The following is an 18,318-nucleotide window of genomic DNA, read 5'->3' on the forward strand; positions in this document are numbered from 1 at the left end:
CGGCTCACTCGATTTCCAAGCGGTAAGTCGACGGTGACCGTCGGGCGGTCGAGATTGGTACACTGCCGTAGTTTTTCGACAGAACGCCTTCGAGGCGACGTCGGTAGTCGGATGGCATCCTCTCGCCCACCACGATTTGCGTGATGGCGTCAGCGGGGTACTTGCGCAGGATCGGCAATTCGTCGTCACGATCAGACTGCACCAACAAACGTCGTTCGCGTTCGTAGCTCCATTCGGCAGGCTTGGTACCGAAGGCGTGCCGCCAGATATCATGCATCATCCTGACAGCTTCAGCGCCAGCTTCTTCGTACATCGGAATTTCCGCCTGCAATTCCTTCCTTCCTTGGAATTCGATCGCTGTCGTTGTTTCATCGATAGCGGTCTGGCTGAACCAGTCTTGATCCCAAGATATCCCGTAAACCAAGCTGTCTACAGTGGGCGGCGCCTGCAGATAGGCCACATCAAACAAGTAACCGTCGGGGTCAGCATTCGCGATCGAAGGTTCGTCGAACACGATGCAAAACCCGCGAAGACCGTCGCCATAGTGGGACCACATCAGCAAATTGTCCTGTTCGGAACCGAAGCAGGCAATGCGAATACCTTGCCGCATTGCTCCAAATGGCGGCGCATAGTGCTGGCACTCGTCAAAGTACTCTTCCATGTTCTCAAAGAATCCTCGATCAACCATCAGCTCGTCGACTGAGTTCGCCGGAAACCCCCACGCCGATGCAGCGGCAAGAAATCTTTCTGGTTCGAGCTTTGGATCGGGAATGCCTTCGTAGATGTTACTCCAGAACTCGAATGGATCATTGTAAGCTGAGTAGTGCTGACAAAAAATCACCCCGTTCTCCAGGTTCTGAAGAGCGTACGCGGTTGGACCACTGAACTTGTACAGCTTCCTGTTCGAGTCAGGTTGCATCGACGCCCACGCCAGTTGAAAAACCTTCATCCTGAAGCTTTTTGAGCGCGCTCATCGCAATAGCGCACTGCTTGTCCGACGGCATCTTGCTTGGGATCGCGGCGCAGGTTTCCAGAACGCCATTTTCTCGCGGGGACAGAAGCCCACGCTCCCGCGCCCAATTCCGGGCTTCCGCCCAGAACGCGGCGCCAAGCCTGTGCACCTCCAACTCCGCCTCGACGCTGGTCTCGACAGCCTTGTCCGCGCGGGCCTCTCTCACCCGTTCATTGGCCAGGTCCGGAGAAATCAGAACGCGGTCGAACCCCTCCGGATAGATCAACTCACGATCCTCCAGCCACTTCCAGCATGGTTGCTTCTTTGCCCATTCGCTGAAATTGCGCACACCCTCGGGCGGGTGCGTGATCACGTCCTGCGCTTCTGCCGCTGCCACCAACAAGGCCGCCTTCAAGTCTGGAGAAACATCCTGGTATCTCCAGACAGCGTCCAGATCGACGACCATTTCCCGTTCCTCTGCATCATGGACGAGCTTGGCAATCGCGTAGGTCACGATGTTAGCGCGGTAACCTCCTTCGTACCATTCCGCGCCCGAAACCAGCTTTTCGGTGGCCCGGAAGATGATGGCCTTGGCGATCATGCGCCTGAACCAGAGCTCATCGAACGCCGCACCTTCAGAACCCCATCGCTTGCCGATATGCTTAGCGAATTCCGCGAAGTTCTTCTGCGCGCCGAGACTTACGATATGCGGCAGGCAGGCCCAGGTGTTCTCGAACTTGGCTAGATCGGTCTTCGTGAGGAACTGGGAGCGGGGGAACTCGGCCTGAAACTTCCGACTTTCAGCAGTTTGTCTTCCAGAACTCTTTCTCCGTCCGATTTCATCGGCATATTGCCCCCTCGCGCGCTCGTAGAACCATTTGGTGTCCCGATACCCGTCTTCTCCCCGCGCCAAAACCTTGCGCGACAGCTCTTCTATCCGGATGTGGAAGGGGTGGTTGGCGAAGAAGTCCGCAGCATTCACCTTGTTCTGGCTGTTAGCATACTCGGAAATGCGCGGGACGACGAGTTCGGACTGTTCGCGCGGCACGATGGTCAACTTCATCTGGACGTGGACCTGTTCAAGCTGCTCAGCGGAGGTTTTCCGAGCCGCATGCAGTGAGGCTGTCGTCTGCCCACCGTTGACGATCTGTAGATTGTCCGCCCGCACAAGCTGGAGGCCCTGATCGGTTTGCTCCACCTCGATCGCGTCTGCCGTCGCGCTGAGCCCGTTGTTGTAGGAAAAGAACATGTGCGGTTCATCGCGGATCGTGTCGCGAATGCCCCTGTTCACCTTGTTGCGCGCCTGAAGAAAGCTCCTGACGTTGGCTTCGAGGAGGCGCGGCCCCCATTTATCGTAGATTGCGGCCAGCTGTTTGCCCGGAATGACCGCCAGATAACTCTCGAGCGAAGTTTCGGCCCCGGATGCCGCGAGTAGCGGAATGCCGCCACCGAAATCCCTTTCGAAATCGATGGCCAAGTTGGCCCGCGCCTGCCCTTGCTCCATGTACTGCTTGAGGCGCTTCAGATCCCAGACACTCAAGGTTACCGGCTTGCTATCGACATCCGTCACCTTGGCTGCGTCGGCTTGTGTCCTTGAGTCAGCGTTCGAAACGATGATCAGTTTGATCTTCTCGATGTCTTTCCAGGTCGTGGCAATCAGATCAGCGACACCAAAGCCGGAACTCGTTTCCTCGAGCTGTTCCCTGAAATCAGGCTTCAAGCTTGCTTTGAGAAAGCGATGCAACGTGTTCAGCAGAACCTGGAGCCGATCCTTGTGAATAAGCCTGACTTCATCCGTGATCGAGAAGTCGCAGAGGATTAAGCTCAGCACTCCATCGCCGTCCCTCGGGTCACCACCGTAGCCGTCGATTCGTGCCGGATTACCGGAAACGCTCCCTTCGAAATACGCTCGGTTTGCGCCGTCCAATTCGCCAGCTTCCGTGAGCAACTCGCCAATCTTCTCGAAAAATGCCTCTACCGTGACGAGGCCGAGGACGTCAGCATCGCCCTGGATATCGGCGATAAGTTCATGATGGAATTCTTCCAGATCACTCATGGTCAAGCCCTCCTCGGATGACGTCGATCAGATCACCTTCCAGTTTGAACGGTTCGCAGGCATCGAGAGCAATCGCGTACCGGACATTCTCCACGCCCGGCGCAAGAGGTGTGCAAATCCGGGGAAAACCTTCTGTCACCTCGTAGTCGGTCGCAGCGCCAAGAAGCCATCGCCGCTCGTCGTAATCGTTCTCGGAATCATATCCTGTCGAATAGAGCGTCTCCTCCCACGCATCGAAGGCCGCGCCGTCTTCTTCGAACATCTCGGCCGTCATTCGCACGTGATCATGCAGGCTCTGACCTTCCGGCAGGACGGCCGACGCCACATTGACCACACGAAGGCACAGGCGGCTCCCTTCGATATCCGCAAGCTGGACTTCGGACGAAATGGCCACGAACGGCTTTGCAGCCACCCGCCTTGCCTTCACCTCGACGCAGCTTCCGATGAGCTCGAAGTCCTTCGCCGAGCCGGTCGGGCCGGTCCAGGCCTCGATTGCAGTCTCTGGGCCGAATGCGGACACTAGGTCCCGAACGAAGGCCAACTCGCCGACTAGCCCCCGCTGCTCTTCAACGGATAGTCCATTGGCCTTTCCACCGCGTAGGAGATGATACCAGCGACGTGTACGTTGAAGCGCTCTCGAGAGCGCTTCGTCCCGATCCGCACCTGCTTCCCCAGCCTCGACCACATCCCGGCAAAGGGTCTCGAAGATCTCGACCTGGCTTCTTTCCTTGAGGGCAAGAACGAATGCCGATCCACCCGAAACCGGTCGGAAGGAGGCAACAAGGTTCTTCAATTTCGGCAGGCGTGGGACTGGTTGTGGCAGGGCGGGCAGCTTCAACATCAGGCCGGGCATGCCGGCGTCCAGCACCACCCAGAAGAAATCGAAACGGCCCGCGACATCGACCCGTTTGGCTTCGTCCGGGTCCAGTCTTTCCCAGGGATCACGAGGTTTCAAGAGGTGCCTCCTGATCTTCGTCTTCGTCTTCTTCACCGAAGAGTTCCCGATAGCGCACCGTATTCACCACGTATTCAACGCGTTCGGCCGGGCGAGAAGAAACGGGAAGGCTTATGCCCCACGCCACAACGGGATCGGCAGGAATCAGGTCGACTTGCTTGGCATCTTCCTTTCCATCTGGCGCCTTTGCCTTGACGAAATGGAGAATGAAAAGGCCGCGATCTCTTTCGCGGCGGTAGATCGAGTCCGGATAGTTCACGCGTTCACCGTCTGTCTTCCCGTTTTCTTCCCGATACCGCGACTCGGCTGCCTCAGCCCTTGCCGGGTCTACACCAGCCTTCTCGATACCCCGAGACGCGACGCGCATTCGCCTCCCGCTGAATGACATGAAATCATGTTGCAGATCGTCCAGGTCCACATATCGCGTCGCGGGCACGATCGGCATGCCTAGCGTTCCGTCGGATTCGCCTTTGGTTAGGCTGGGCACTAATACATCCCAAGTTTGCAACTCGTCCGAACTTCGCGCATCGATGTATTTTCTGACCGGGTCCGGGTCAGTCGTTACGCTCTGCTCGGCGTTTCGCCACGCGGCAAGAAATTCGTCTATGAACTGGACCGGTACGCCGCGATACAACACCCCCCAAGACGATCGCTCCTCCTCTAAGCCCGCGCTCTTGAGCTTTAAAAACAAAGACTTGGTCGCATCAATATTCGCGGAAAGATCGGCCGATCTTATGCTTACTCTCGATGTCTCGACAAACTTGTTAGAGAGTCCGATCAGCGTCGTGACCTTCGTTCCCGACCCCATCTTGTTGCGTGCTGTGACGAGCAACGAAGCTGGATGACTTCGCACCGCCAGACCGAAATCCCTAGGAGTGGCCGTCGGAACAGCCGCCATATCGTGAATTTCTGAGTGCAATTCCTCTGTCGCGTTCGCAATGTATGCGTACCATCCAATAGCTTCGGCTGGCATCCAGATACGGCAAAGATCTTCGTATCCGGTCCGATATCCGAACCAACGCCCCATCTGCATGAGGGTATCGTACATCTTCGTGTTACGTAAAAACCAGGTTACTGTCAGCCCCTCGAGCGTTAGTCCGCGCGATAGAGAAAAACCGCCGACTGCAATGTATTTTCTACCCGCTTTGCCACGAACTTCATCGGGATACTCCAAGACATCTTTCGACTTGTAGTTCACCAACACGACCTGTGCTGCGGCTATTGCCTCATGCAGCGCAACCTGAATCTCCTCCCATGAGGAATAGGTCTTTTTGAATTCGCTTTCCCACACCTCTTTCAAAGCTGCAATCTCAGGGTCTGCAATTCCCTTGATACCAGTTGAACCGTTCACTCTGACAGCATTCTGAATCCTTTGAAGTACTTCATGCAACCGATTCCGCAGCTGTGATTGAATAGGGTTCCGAAAGCTTGCGTTCACCAACATCGAGCAGTGTTTGTGCTCTTGGTTTCTTAGCTTACGAATAGCAGCAGTCAGCACGAAGGCGCGAACAGCTCTCACCAACGAGTCCGGGAGTGCTTCCACGAAAAAATCCTGTGGATGTTTGACGGGAAGCACATCTTCATTGTCGTCGACATACCTCAACCAAGTTGGCTCCTCATCATCGGGCAAGCCTTCGACAAAGACTTTTTTGCCGCCGAAATAATTGGATGGCGCATCGAGGCCGATGATAAAATCCTTCGGAAACAGGTCTTCCGCCAGCATTTCATCGTCTTGATCAGGGTCGATGAAGATATTCGCGAAAGGAGTTGCGGTATACCCGACATAGCAACTCCGGTGGAAAGTGTTCAGAAGCTCGCGGATCAACCTATTTGTGGTTGTGACTTCCTCCTTATTGTACTTGGTATTGATCGAAGCGTTGTCAGCCTCGTCATCAATGAGCAGCATAGGCTGATCAATCATCTCACGGTCACCGCGGGCACTATTGTCCTTGAGCCATTGCAGCAGGTTGCGGAGTGTATTCGACTGCTTCTTGATCACGAGGACGACAGGAACCTTGTAGGAGTCAATCTCGCTCGTGTTAGTTGAGGCCGTGGCCTTGTTGAAATCCCGTAGAGTGTTGGTAAGGCTGACCGGTGTGTTGTTCGGGTCGAAATGGCCGACGCCGATGATGTGTTTTGCACCGCCCTTCTTGGTTTCCTGGGATTTCCCGGTATCACGACCGATGAAGCCCTCGTCGATCCGGGCCTGAGTCTGGTTTCGAAGGTTGTTGTGAATACCCGCAATAACGATGATCAGCCTGTACCCCGCATCTGCCGCCTTGCAGATCAGGCCCGTATAATTGGCGGTCTTGCCGCTTTGGACGTGGCCAACCACCATGCCACGCCGATCCCACGGCACGTGTTTCTCGGGGTTGCCTAGTCGGCTGAGAATTTTATCCGTAACCGTGTCCGTGGAAATCACCACGTCTTTAGGCAGGCCGTTTTGCAGGAGCAATTTTTGGTAACGGCTCCAGTAGAAAGGCTCGATCGACGGCTTCGCGTCATCCAGCCAAGGTTCGAAATCCTCGCTATCGACCACCGCACCAAGTCCCGCCTTGATACCCTGCTTGTGCTCGATCTCCCGCGCAATCTGCTCGATCTCTTCATCGCTGAGGCCCGGCGGTACCAAAGCTGCGACGCCTCGGATCATACTGCGCAACTCGTCTTCGGTCTTCCGTGCCTGATTGAACAGGCCACTTTCGACCATGTTCTTCACTGTCTCGATGGCATCACTCATGAATTTCGTGTCCTCAAGAATTCTTCCAGAATCGGTGCGGCGGCTTCCCACCGCACTCGCAAGAACGGGTTGCTCTGCATCGTGTCCGACAGGGCCTCGGAGGGCACACCGTTTTCCGTCAGTGTCACCGCAAGGGAATAGACCAACTCTTCGAGGTCGGTTGCTGAAGTCTCATCTGCCGTCACAGATTCCGCGTTTCCGACGAGTTCAGCATGCAGCGTCTCGATCGGCAGACCTGAACCGACAATGCGCAGGCAACGTTCGAAACCCTCTCGCAGCTCTTCTGGCAGCTGCTCGGCATAGGTTCGAAATACCGGGTGCTCCAGGTTGGGGCGAAAGACGATCTGCCCATCCTTCTGCACCCGATTCCAGATCGGAAAACGGGTCTCATCGACCAGCTTCTGGCCTCGGCTGCGATAGGTGCGCTTGGATGTGCCGACGAACCTTTCTACAACCTTCTTCAGTCGCTCACGCACCACCGGCGGAAGCTGGGCCGAAGCTTTCTTGACGTCGATCTTCCACTCCGCATCCATCGTGTTCGGGATATCGACTGCGATCCGGCAGAGTTTCGTGAGTTCGGTCTGGCGCGCGAGACCCAGCCATCCGCCCGCGATGATTAGACGTTTCTCACGATAGACGTAGAGGCCCTGGGCCTTCAGATGGCCCTCCGGGCCGCCGATTTCTTCCCATTCTTCCCGGCTCAGCCGCTTGTGATGGGGCAGCGTGTGGCACCTTATCAGAACGTCACCCTGACGCAGGCGAAGCACTTCTTCCGGGTCCTTCTGCGTCGCGACGTGTGTCGTTGCCATGGGGTCGATAGGTTTCAGCGGTCGACCGTTCAGCGACAGTTTCAGACGCGGCGTGGAGCCCTCCAGAAAGCGATGAAACACCAATCGCAGATGATGCTCTGCGCGGGACAGCTCCGAATTCATGTGCTCGGCCCGCTTGGTTCGGTCATGGGTGTAGCCGCCACTCAGGCGATCGAGTTTCTCCCAGATGACGACCGTTCCGGTCTCCGCAAGGAGGTCATGCCCTGTCACGAGTTCGGGGTTGTCGATGAGTTCGAGGCTCCAGTCGTTCCGTTTCGCGACGCGGTCCAGATCCCAGCGCGCGCAGGATGTGCGACCGTCTTGCCGCGTCAGAACCGTCAGACTTCGGCACTGCGAGAAGCTGGCACTCTTGAGGCCGAGGCCGAAACGACCAAGGTCTTCTGCCTCGCGCTCGTCTGTCGGGTTCTTCGAACCGAGACGCATGGCTTCGACCAGTTCGGTTTCCGTCATGCCTGAACCGTCATCAGCCAATGCGATCCACGGCTCGTCGGCAACGGTGTCGGCGATCAGCTCTACCGTCCGTGCGCCAGCGGTGATGGCGTTGTCGATGATGTCGGCGAGAGCTGTCTCGAGGTTGTAGCCGAAGTCGCGATGGCCCTCGATGAGCGATGCCGCATAGGGTGTTGCATCCACCTCCCGAACAATATGCTCCGTCACTTTGGCCTCCTTTCTCCGAGACCGGAACGAAGAGTGACCAGCTGATCGGGTGACAACTTCCTGGCGCATGAGAGTGCAGAAAAACTGCCCAGAACCAAAGCGTTGAAGACTGCACGGGTTGAAATTGAAAAAATGGACAATGTCATGTGCATCAATTGCTCGGCATGCCAATGCGCTCAGTCAGAAATTGCTCGAAGCTGGCGGCTGCGAGAGCTTGAGCGCTGTCGTTGAGTTCGGCAGTCACAATTGCCTGGATTAGGCCGAAAAGCCCGAAAATCGCGATGCCGGGCAGCATCCAGAGCCAAGTGGTCAACGATCCGAAGTCGTCAAACAGCACGGGATAGAGGAGCGGCCAGATGATGAAAGGAATAGCTGCGAGTGCCATGATCCTGAACGGTTTCAGCTTGCGATCCGCTTCAGTCGAAAGACGCTCGTGTGTTTCTGCCAGGTTGCGTTCCCATGCAAGATATTCGTCTTCGATCTGGCCAGTCAGGTAGTGTCCGCAGCGACAATATTCGCGCGTGATGTATTCGATCTGGCCACACCCGGCGCAACGGGCCGCGTTGACGCTATCAGCCTTCGGGCGCAATCCATTGGCCTGCCCTGCCTTCTTTGGGTCGACTTCCACACCTGCAACGCCTTCAAGCAGGCGTTCTACATCCGGGCCCAGCCGAAGCTTGCGCGGGCGCAGTTTTGCCACGTCGTCGGGGAGTTTTTCGTCCAGCATCAGCTTACCAACCTCAAAACGCTATCAATTCTCGTGGTGTCCGGTTCTTCGCCGCCTGCAGCGAGGACATCGGTGTTCAGGAACTCATCGAACAGGAAATCGATGGCATCCCATTTCTTTTCGGGGGTCACGGTCAGTCCGCGATCAATGATCCGGCGCTCGACCGCGATGCCGATCTTTCGATTGGCGGCGGCGATCTGTTCGTGTCTTCGGTTTTTGCCGTCCGTGGTATCGCCCTCGAGCATCCAGAGCGGATCGACGTCGAATTCCTCGTAGACTTTGAGCAACAAGGAGGCCGTCAAATCCCGTTGGCCGCGCTCATAGTATTGGTACGCGCTTCGGCTAGTGCCGAGGCGCTGCGCCATCTCCTCTTGGGAGAGGTTTGCTTCGCTTCGCACAGCCGCAAGGCGGTGCCCCAAGCCGGGAACTGTCATCCACAACCTTCTTAATGGTTGCATTGACCACAATACTGGTTATATGAATTACATATGACCATAAATCGTGGCAACGCGTTCGATTCACGTAAGATCAGCGTAAGTTTGTTTCATTCTGAACGCAAAATGAAATCGCCTGCCTCGATTTGTGAGCGCAACGATTGAGGAGGCGACGCGTGCAAAAGCTCTTGGAAACCCCGAAAGAACTGGCCGAGCGCGTCGGCATTCCGGTGTCCAACGTGCGTTACCTGATCCGCGAGGACATGCTGGACCACATCTACACGGCCCCAGGGCGCCGGAATCCGAAGATCCCAAGCGGGGCCTGGGAGAAGTACGTGGCGCAGTTCACGGTCAAAGCTGACTGCAATGCCGCCAACAAGAGCGGGGAGTGCTGATCCATGTCCGGTTCCGACTATGCAGACAGCTCGCAAATCTTGGGACTTGGCAAAACACCGGCGCAATGGGTCGAGGTCATGGCAGACATGGGGATCGACATCTCCGAGCGCACCTTGCGCGAGCGGGCAAATGACACTGGCGCATTCTACCGCCTTGGTCGGACCATGCTCATCACGCCCGCGCAGATTGATACGATTTTCGAAGGAGGCCAGTCATGCCGCTCCAAATCTACAAGAGGGGTCGCTTCTACTGGGCTAAGGGGTGGGTCGAGTACAACGGCAGGCCAATCGCAGGCCCATACCGGCGAAGCACTAAGGCATCTACAGAAGCGGGCGCACGGGACTGGATAAACCACGAAACAGAGCTGCAGATACGCCGTCATGTCGTTGGCGATGAGCCGAGCAAGACCTTCTCGGATGCGATCATGCTTTACAATGCCTCTCCCAAAACCGCGAAGCAGTTGATCCCGATTGTTGAAGAAATCGGTGACATGCCTCTAGGCGCAATCTCTGGTGCGCTTCTGAAGGGACTTGGCCCCAAACTTAAGCCAAAGGCTTCGACCGATACTTGGTGGCGCGAGATCGTGACGCCAGCGAGTGCGGTCATCAACAACGCGCACGAGTTGGAGGGTACGCCTCTGATCCGGGTGAAGCCCTACGACAAGTTCGAGCGGATCGCGCAGGACAAGCGCCGGGGGAAGATCAGCCGTGTCGAACGCAAGCCCGCCGACAAGGAATGGATAGAGGCTTTCTGCAGGGCAGCTGACCCCTACAACGCCGCCTTAGTACGTTTCATGTTCGAGACGGCGGCCCGGATCGATCAGGCTGTCTCGATTGAGCCTGACGATCTGCGGCCTACGGAGAACAAAGTCAGGGTGAAGGCGCAGAAGGGCCATCCGGAAAGCTGGATAACCGTTTCACCACAGATGATGGACGAGCTGCTGGCCTTGCCGCCGAAGCGGCCCAAGAACCGGAAGACCGGCAAGCTGATGAAGCCCCGCGTCTTCGGTTATGGCAGCTCGACAGGCTACAACACGCGCTGGAAGACGATCTGCAAGAACGCAGGCATCCCGTACCTCTCGGCGCACCCGGCAGGACGGCACGGGTTCTTCACGGAACTGGTCGTGCGCCAAGGCGTTGATCCGGTCACAGCGGCCAAGGCGGGCCGCTGGTCAGACCCCAATTTGCCCATGCGCATCTACGCCCATGCGGAGGCGGATGAGGCAGATGTCAGGGCCCGTTTTCGTACACACCACGTACAGCCGGACACCGTACAAACAACCAAGAGCAAGAAATCAAAGAAGGAATAGCGCTATGAACGGTTCCCTCCTAAGGGGCAGGTTGCAGGTTCGAATCCTGCCGGGGTCGCCACCCCCTCAGATCATTCGGATCACATCCTTGTCGATCGACAGCATGTAACCGCGGCGGGCGATGGTTTTGACCAGCAGTTCGCTCATCATCTGATTGCCCAGCGCATCGCGCAGGCGTTTGATCCGGGTGGCGCCTGCCGCCTCGTCGCAGTCGGCGGGGTCGCGACCGGAAATCAGCCCCTCAAGTTCGGACCCCGACAAAACCTCTTCGTCCATCCGCGCCTCAGCAAGGGCCGACAGGGTTTCGATCGCGGCTTCGGTCAGGGAAAATTCCATGTTGTTCAGATAGACCGTCCGTTCCTCGCGGCTGATCAGCAGCGAGTTGACCTGGATGCCCGCCCGCTCAATCTCGCCCATACGCCGGTTCAAGCCGATGATGGTCAACAGAAACACCAACGCAGCCACCAGCAGCGCGGTGGCGAACACCAGAAGCACGAAGATCACCATGCGATAGCTGGTCAGCGTGTCGGCAAACGCGGTGCCTGATTGGGCCAGAATTTCCAAGAGCTTTATCTCTGCCCCCGAGGTCAGGCCGTCATTTTCGACAAATATCCGCTCGACCCGTGCGTTGAACGCATTGGCGTCTGGCAGTGTCATGAACAACACGATGGCGGCGATCAGAAGTATCCCGACAATCGCGGCAATCCCCGCCACGACCACCCGGTTCGACACCCGTCGCGCATCAGAAGCGAAGGAAGAACTCTCCGGCACTTTCTTTCCTTTCGGTAAGACCTGACTCGTCGAAGATGGACTGAATCTTCAAAAGCAGCCACCCCTCGTTTTCAAGGCTTTGCCGCACCTGTCGCATGGCCACCTGTCGGTTGTTGCACGCGGCATCCGACAGCTCGATCACGCCGTAGTGTAGCCTGAGCGGGTCGTCCTGTTTCGCTTTGTAATCAGCATAACACCCGGCCTGAGACGGCAGAGCATAGGCAGAAAGCGCAAGGGCAAGAAGGATATGTTTCATCATGTTCAAACCATGCGGTCCACGCGCGGGATATTCAATATCAAACGCATTGATAGGTCATAACAATGAGGCGTTATTGCCTGACCTTTGCCCACGGCTCCACCATCGGTTCATCTGCCACGCGTCCCCAAGGATGCATTGCCGAAAGGACACAAGATGAAACGCCATTTGACAACCTCGCCTTTGAAGCTCGCGCTTAGTGCCACACTTGCTTTGGCCTTATCGGTCGCCCCCGTTTCTGCTGACAATTACGGTTCGCGATCAGACAGCCAGGATGCGACAACGGTGATTGGAATATTGCTTGGTCTGGCAACTGTGGGTGCATTGCTGTCCAGTCAGAAGAACTGGAAAGAGGACAAGGACAAACCCAGTCGTCCGCATAAACGTGTACGCCGCGTGCCGGATCATCTGCAACTGCCTGCCAATTGCTTGCGCACTTATCGAACGCAGCAGGGCAAACAGAAATTCTTTGCTCCGCGGTGCCTGAAGCGGAACTTCTCATATGCATCTGATCTTCCGCGCGCTTGTCGGGACACGATCGTCGCGCGCAACAAGAATGGCATTTATGTCGCTCGAAAAGTGTATCGCAGCGGATGCCTGAACAATCGCGGATACCGCACGAAGACCACCTATTAACCCAACATCGAGCAGCGGTGCGGCGTCCCCTAACCCATCGCACCGCCAAACTTGCGAGAGCTTCGGCTCTCGCTTTTTTTGCTTGCGGGCGGGCCAGCGATCGGCGACGCAGGGGCATGACCAAGCTCGTTCCCGATTACACATTCGAAACAGCGGCGATGACGCGCGGCTTTGCGCGGATCGCCGGTGTGGACGAGGTCGGTCGCGGACCCTTGGCTGGGCCGGTCACGGCGGCGGCGGTCGTGCTGGACCCCTCAAACATTCCCGACGGGTTGAATGATTCCAAGGTTTTGACTTCCAAGAAGCGTGAAGGTCTGTTTGACATCATCCTCTCATGCGCTGACGTATCAATTGCCCACGCGACCGTGGACGAGATTGATGAACTGAACATCCTGCGCGCCAGCCATCTGGCGATGGAACGAGCGGTGGCAGGGCTGGCAACCCCGCCCGACCACGTGCTGATCGACGGCAACATGACACCGCGCGGTTTGACCCTGCCATCCGAGACCATCATCAAAGGCGATGCCCGGTCGGTGTCGATTTCCGCCGCCTCGATCATCGCCAAAATCACCCGCGACCGGATCATGGTGGATTTGGCGCAACAGTTTCCCGGCTATGGGTGGGAGACGAACGCGGGATACCCGTCAAAAAGCCACAGGTTGGCGCTTCAAAATCTTGGTGTGACCCCACACCATAGACGTTCGTTTAAGCCGGTGCACAATATCTTGTATCAACAAGAAAATGTAAGTGACTGATTCAAAAAAGAATTTGACGGCGAATCGCCTTTGACTCATGCTGACCACATCAAAACGAGCGCAAAAAAGCGCCACCGATAAGCGCAAAATGCGCCGGGTACATGAGGCAGAAATGAAAACGAAAACCACAACAAAAGCGGCTGTCGATCTGCCGCTGAACCAGATTATTGACGGTGACTGCATCAAGGTGATGAACAGTCTGCCGGAAAACTCAGTCGATCTTATTTTTGCCGACCCGCCCTATAATTTGCAGTTAAAAGGCGATCTTCATCGACCCGACAACTCCAAGGTCGATGCGGTCGACGATGATTGGGACCAGTTCGACAGCTTCAAGGCCTATGACCAGTTCACCCGCGCCTGGCTGAAAGCCGCGCGCCGCATCCTGAAACCGGATGGTGCGATCTGGGTGATCGGTTCATATCACAACGTCTTTCGCATGGGCGCCGAGCTTCAGAACCAAGGCTATTGGATCCTGAATGATGTGGTCTGGCGCAAGTCGAATCCGATGCCGAATTTCCGCGGCAAGCGTTTCACCAATGCGCATGAAACGATGATCTGGGCTTCGAAATCCGAGGGCGCGAAATACACGTTCAACTATGAAGCGCTCAAGGCGTTGAACGAAGGCATTCAAATGCGGTCAGACTGGGTTCTGCCGATCTGCACCGGCCATGAGCGCCTGAAAGACGAAAACGGTGACAAGGCCCACCCGACCCAGAAACCGGAATCGCTTCTGCATCGTGTTCTGGTCGGATCGACCAATCCTGGCGACGTCATCCTTGATCCGTTCTTCGGCACCGGCACCACCGGGGCCGTGGCCAAGATGTTGGGCCGCGATTTCATCGGGATCGAGCGCGAAGAAGCCTATCGCAAAGTGGCTGAGAAACGTATTTCGAAAATCCGCAAGTTCGACAAAGAAGCGTTGATCACCACACCGTCAAAACGCGCCGAACCACGCGTGCCCTTCGGCCAACTGGTCGAACGCGGCATGTTGCGCCCCGGTGAGGTGCTGACCAGCCCCCGTGGCCAAACCGCCAAGGTGCGCGCCGATGGCACGCTGATCTCTGGCGACGCGCGCGGCTCGATCCACCAGGTCGGCGCGGCACTGGAAAGCGCGCCAAGCTGCAATGGTTGGACCTATTGGTTCTTCAAGCAAGACGGCAAGAACGTCCCGATTGACCTGCTGCGCCAGCAAATCCGCGCAGAGATGAACTAGCCTTCCCGTTTTTTGCAGAACGCAGATACATGCGCCTGCAACACGGTGTACCGCCGGTGCCTGTGGTCTGTTCCATGGCACTTTAACTGACCCCACCCTGCAAAGGGTGGGGTTTTTTTGATCTGCACAGGGTTGCCCACTTGCACCTCTTGTGTCGGATCAGGCAGGAATAGACCATGTTACCGATCCTTTATTCCTTCCGCCGTTGCCCCTATGCGATCCGCGCGCGGCTTGCGATTGCCAGCAGCGGTGTGCAAGTCGAACTGCGCGAGATCCTGTTGCGCGACAAGCCACAAGCGTTTCTCGACGCCTCACCCACGGCGACCGTGCCGTGTCTGGTGACGGCTAAGGGTGTGCTGGATGAAAGCTACGACATCATGCGCTGGGCCTTGGCGCAGAACGATCCCGAGGGGCTGTGCGACATGCCGGACGCCGGGTTTGACCTGATCGAATCATTTGACGGCCCGTTCAAACGCGCGCTTGATCTTACGAAATACGCCGTGCGCCACCCCGACAGCGACCCCGAGGTTACACGCGCCGAGGCCATGGCGATGCTGACCGGGCTTGAGGCGCAACTGGCCAATGGTTGGCTATATGGGCGCACCCCAACTCTGGCCGATTTCGCCACCCTGCCCTTCGTCCGTCAGTTCGCAATGATTGACAAGCCGCGCTTCGACACCCAGGCAACACCGCGCATTTCCGCATGGCTAGAGACGTTTTTGGCCAGCGACCGCCTTGCGGACGTCATGCAGAAATACCCTCCATGGCAGACCGGTGACACACCAACAGTCTTCCGCTAACGGACCCCCGGCGGCGGCAGGGTTCCGGCCTTGTAGGCGCTCCAATCCGTGATCTCGGGGTAATGCAGCTTGCGCCAGGCCCGCACACGCGGGTTCATCACGCGCCGCCACACGGGCGGGATCAATGCGGCGACGGTCATCACCGGATAGCCAAAGGGCAGTTGTGGCGCGTCACTGTCGGGATAGGTCTGCAACAGCGGAAATCGCCGCGCGGGTTTATAGTGATGATCGGAATGGCGTTGCAGGTTGATCAACAGCCAATTCGACGCGCGGTGATCGGCGTTCCAGCTGTGATGCGGCATCACACTTTCATATTTTCCATCGCCCAGATGTTTGCGGGTCAGGCCGTAATGCTCGACATAATTGGTCAGCTCCAACTGCCAGATGGCGATGAATCCCTGAAAGGCAAAAAGTGCCAGACCAAGCCAGCCGCCAATCAGGACAGCCAGAATACACGCCGTCAGTTGCAAGGCCCCATAGCGCCAAAACGGGTTCGACCCGTCCATGACCGACAAACCCCTGCGCGCCAGCATCGCCTTTTCCGCCTTCCATGCCGACACAGGCGTTTCATGCAGCACGCGCAGGAAATAGCGGTGAAAGCCTTCGTTGTATCGCGCCGTCACGGCATCGCGGGTGGTGCCGACATAGGGGTGATGAACCAACAGGTGTTCGGTGCGGAAATGGCTGTAGAGCACAGTGGCCAGCAACAGATCGGCCAACCACCGCTCCAACCGGTTGGATTGGTGCATCAGTTCATGGGCATACACGATCCCAACCGAGCCCGACAGAACGCCCACGCCGAAGAACACCAGGAATTTTTCAAGCAGCGACAGGTGGTCCGCGCCGGTGACATACCAGACCATCCCAAAGATCATCACGAACTGAATCGGAAACCAGATCAGCGTGATCAGTCGATACCAGAAAAGGTCTTTTTCAGCCGTGTTAGGGTCCGCATTGTCAGTGTATCGTCCGATCGCCGCGTCGAGAAGCGCGTAAAGCCACCATGTCCCCAAAGGCGGCAAAAGCACATACCACCCGCCCTTCACAGCCGCGATGCAGACCAAAATGGGCAACAAGAGCGAAACCCCGAAGGGTGCTGCATTTCGCACCCGGGATACTGTCGAAGCTGGAACCATGGCGATGTCCTTATCTGTTCCAATCAAATGTATAGCCCCAGCACCTGTGCGGCTCAATCCGGCAACGCGGCTTTCGCCACGTCAAAGGCCTTGCGCATCACGGTGGGCAGGTCAGTGGGTCGTATCTTCTGAAACTGGCCAACCGATGCCTGTGCGGCGTTGGAAACCGTGGCCAGGCGCAGCGACAGAATTAGATGAAAGTGCGTGAAGGTGTGGCGCACTTCGACACCCGGATCGCACCAGTCTGCCTGCAAGGGCTCTGCTTCAATTGCCGTGTCGCCCCACGCGGCCCCCGGCCAGCCCAGCATCCCGCCCAGCAGTCCCTTTTCAGGGCGACGTTCGACCAGCCACGCCCCATCCGCGCGCCGCGCTAGATAGGCGATGCCGTATCGCGTGGGTTTGGGGGTTTTCGGTTTGCGGGCGGGCAGCGCGACCTGCACCCCTGCCCTGCGGGCGCGGCAATTTCTGATCCATGGACAAATCCCGCAAGCGGGCGACTTGGGTGTGCAGATCGTGGCCCCCAGATCCATCACGGCTTGCGCATAATCACCGGGCCGCGCATTGGGCGTCAGGCTGGCGGCGCGCTGCTTCATTTCGGGCTTGGCGTCTGGCAGCGGCGTTTCGATCTGAAACACCCGCGCCATGACGCGTTCAACATTTCCGTCCACCACCGTTTCCGGCAGATCATAGGCGATCGCAGCAATCGCAGCTGACGTATAGGGGCCGACACCCGGCAAATCCTCAAGCGCCGAGCGGGTCCGGGGAAATCCGCCCATCTGCGTGACCACGCGCGCGCATTTCAGCAAGTTGCGTGCGCGGGCGTAGTATCCAAGCCCCGCCCATTCGCCCATGACATGGTCGTCATCTGCGGTGGCCAGATCCTCGACCGTCGGCCACAAGTCCATGAATCGGGTGAAATAGTCTCTGACGGCCGCCACAGTTGTCTGTTGCAACATGATTTCGGACAGCCATACGGCATAGGGGTCCGGCACAACGCCGGCTGCTCGATCCGAGGGGCCGACACGCCAGGGCAGATCGCGGGCATGGCGGTCATACCAGGCCAAAAGGTCGGCGGGCTGTGGTGCGTCACACAAGTGTTATTCCCTATCATTGCTTTGCACTGGCATAGCATCCTCAACCGCATAGAATAGGGGCAAAACCGGGATGTGCCAGACGTGAGTCAACCGAAGAACAAACAGCGCCGCAGAAAGGGCTTTGAGCGGACATCAAGTCTGCTGTCGACGCGCATTCGCAAGACGGGCGAAGCGCGTGGCTTTGCGGTAACGCGTGTGCTGACACATTGGGCCGAGATCGTCGGCGAAGACATTGCCGCCATCGCTAAACCTGTCGAGGTGTCTTATGCCCGGGGCGGCATGGGGGCGACCCTGACCGTGCTGACCACCGGCGCGCAGGCGCCGATGCTGGAAATGCAGAAAGAGCAACTGCGCGAAAAAGTCAACGCGGTCTATGGATATAACGCCATCGCGCGGGTAAGGATCACCCAAACCGCTCCGACTGGCTTTTCCGAAGGACAGGCGCAATTCACCCCGGCACCGAAAAAGGCACCGGTGATCGACGAGACAACCTGCACCCGCGCAGCCGAGGTGACGGAAGATGTCACTGACGCAGGCTTGCGCGAAGCGCTTGAAACGCTCGCACGTAATGTGCTGATGAAACAAAAACACGATAGAGGCTGAC

18 protein-coding genes are annotated in these 18,318 nt (G+C 57.4%); 7 read left to right on the top strand and 11 right to left on the bottom strand.

What is annotated here, in order from left to right; all coding sequences use genetic code 11:
- Positions 1-4: 4 nt before the first annotated feature.
- The 7 genes from AC13C8_RS12140 to AC13C8_RS12170 form a co-directional block, all read right to left on the bottom strand.
- Positions 5-949, bottom strand: a complete 945-nt coding sequence (locus AC13C8_RS12140; RefSeq protein ID WP_482847532.1) for a DUF2971 domain-containing protein — start codon at positions 947-949, stop codon at positions 5-7.
- Positions 909-3,008 (bottom strand): AIPR family protein, encoded by a 2,100-nt coding sequence (locus tag AC13C8_RS12145; RefSeq protein WP_482847533.1) that lies wholly within the window; start codon positions 3,006-3,008, stop codon positions 909-911. Before AC13C8_RS12145 ends, AC13C8_RS12140 begins: the two co-directional genes overlap by 41 nt.
- Positions 3,001-3,963 (bottom strand): PD-(D/E)XK motif protein, encoded by a 963-nt coding sequence (locus AC13C8_RS12150; RefSeq protein WP_482847534.1) that lies wholly within the window; start codon positions 3,961-3,963, stop codon positions 3,001-3,003. Before AC13C8_RS12150 ends, AC13C8_RS12145 begins: the two co-directional genes overlap by 8 nt.
- Positions 3,950-6,700, bottom strand: a complete 2,751-nt coding sequence (locus AC13C8_RS12155) for a Z1 domain-containing protein (RefSeq protein ID WP_482847536.1) — start codon at positions 6,698-6,700, stop codon at positions 3,950-3,952. The genes AC13C8_RS12150 and AC13C8_RS12155 overlap by 14 nt, the downstream gene beginning before the upstream one ends.
- The gene (locus tag AC13C8_RS12160; protein ID WP_482847538.1) at positions 6,697-8,187 is read right to left on the bottom strand and encodes an ATP-binding protein; all 1,491 of its coding nucleotides are present in this window, start codon (positions 8,185-8,187) and stop codon (positions 6,697-6,699) included. Before AC13C8_RS12160 ends, AC13C8_RS12155 begins: the two co-directional genes overlap by 4 nt.
- A gap of 151 nt (positions 8,188-8,338) precedes the next feature.
- Positions 8,339-8,914, bottom strand: a complete 576-nt coding sequence (locus tag AC13C8_RS12165) for a hypothetical protein (RefSeq protein WP_482847540.1) — start codon at positions 8,912-8,914, stop codon at positions 8,339-8,341.
- The gene (locus tag AC13C8_RS12170; RefSeq protein WP_482847541.1) at positions 8,914-9,348 is read right to left on the bottom strand and encodes a helix-turn-helix domain-containing protein; all 435 of its coding nucleotides are present in this window, start codon (positions 9,346-9,348) and stop codon (positions 8,914-8,916) included. Before AC13C8_RS12170 ends, AC13C8_RS12165 begins: the two co-directional genes overlap by 1 nt.
- A 176-nt stretch (positions 9,349-9,524) precedes the next feature.
- On the opposite strand from AC13C8_RS12170, the gene AC13C8_RS12175 reads away from it, so the two are divergent.
- Positions 9,525-9,743, top strand: coding sequence for a MerR family transcriptional regulator (locus tag AC13C8_RS12175; RefSeq protein ID WP_146365256.1), 219 nt, complete (start codon positions 9,525-9,527; stop codon positions 9,741-9,743).
- Between the two features lie 215 nt (positions 9,744-9,958).
- A complete protein-coding gene (locus AC13C8_RS12180; protein WP_482847543.1) occupies positions 9,959-11,053 on the top strand; it encodes a tyrosine-type recombinase/integrase in 1,095 nt (364 codons plus the stop codon).
- 66 nt (positions 11,054-11,119) lie between these two features.
- Here AC13C8_RS12180 and AC13C8_RS12185 read toward each other — a convergent pair whose 3' ends face one another.
- Both AC13C8_RS12185 and AC13C8_RS12190 read right to left on the bottom strand, forming a co-directional pair.
- Positions 11,120-11,824, bottom strand: coding sequence for a winged helix-turn-helix domain-containing protein (locus tag AC13C8_RS12185; RefSeq protein ID WP_091427519.1), 705 nt, complete (start codon positions 11,822-11,824; stop codon positions 11,120-11,122).
- Entirely contained in the window at positions 11,796-12,080 is a 285-nt protein-coding gene (locus AC13C8_RS12190) for a hypothetical protein (protein WP_091431903.1), read from the bottom strand. The genes AC13C8_RS12185 and AC13C8_RS12190 overlap by 29 nt, the downstream gene beginning before the upstream one ends.
- 156 nt (positions 12,081-12,236) lie before the next feature.
- Between AC13C8_RS12190 and AC13C8_RS12195 the strand changes: the two genes are divergently transcribed.
- From AC13C8_RS12195 to AC13C8_RS12210, 4 genes are all read left to right on the top strand, one after another.
- On the top strand, positions 12,237-12,716 hold the full coding sequence (locus AC13C8_RS12195) for a hypothetical protein (RefSeq protein WP_143064265.1): 480 nt from the start codon (positions 12,237-12,239) through the stop codon (positions 12,714-12,716).
- Positions 12,717-12,733: 17 nt separating this feature from the next.
- Positions 12,734-13,471, top strand: coding sequence for a ribonuclease HII (locus AC13C8_RS12200; RefSeq protein WP_482847545.1), 738 nt, complete (start codon positions 12,734-12,736; stop codon positions 13,469-13,471).
- A 112-nt stretch (positions 13,472-13,583) separates the two neighbouring features.
- Complete coding sequence (locus AC13C8_RS12205; RefSeq protein ID WP_091431906.1) at positions 13,584-14,684, top strand: site-specific DNA-methyltransferase; 1,101 nt, start codon at positions 13,584-13,586, stop codon at positions 14,682-14,684.
- A gap of 176 nt (positions 14,685-14,860) precedes the next feature.
- Positions 14,861-15,484 (top strand): glutathione S-transferase, encoded by a 624-nt coding sequence (locus AC13C8_RS12210; RefSeq protein ID WP_091427522.1) that lies wholly within the window; start codon positions 14,861-14,863, stop codon positions 15,482-15,484.
- Here AC13C8_RS12210 and AC13C8_RS12215 read toward each other — a convergent pair.
- Positions 15,481-16,620, bottom strand: a complete 1,140-nt coding sequence (locus AC13C8_RS12215; protein WP_091427523.1) for an alkane 1-monooxygenase — start codon at positions 16,618-16,620, stop codon at positions 15,481-15,483. The two genes, AC13C8_RS12210 and AC13C8_RS12215, sit on opposite strands and share 4 nt — an antisense overlap.
- Positions 16,621-16,673: 53 nt before the next feature.
- Positions 16,674-17,714: an A/G-specific adenine glycosylase gene (locus AC13C8_RS12220; protein ID WP_482847548.1), complete on the bottom strand. Its 1,041-nt coding sequence runs from the start codon at positions 17,712-17,714 to the stop codon at positions 16,674-16,676.
- Positions 17,715-17,786: 72 nt separating this feature from the next.
- Between AC13C8_RS12220 and AC13C8_RS12225 the strand changes: the two genes are divergently transcribed.
- Positions 17,787-18,317, top strand: coding sequence for a DUF721 domain-containing protein (locus tag AC13C8_RS12225; protein ID WP_482847550.1), 531 nt, complete (start codon positions 17,787-17,789; stop codon positions 18,315-18,317).
- Position 18,318 lies beyond the last annotated feature (1 nt).

The organism is Aliiroseovarius sp. B-4 (genome assembly GCF_056857795.1).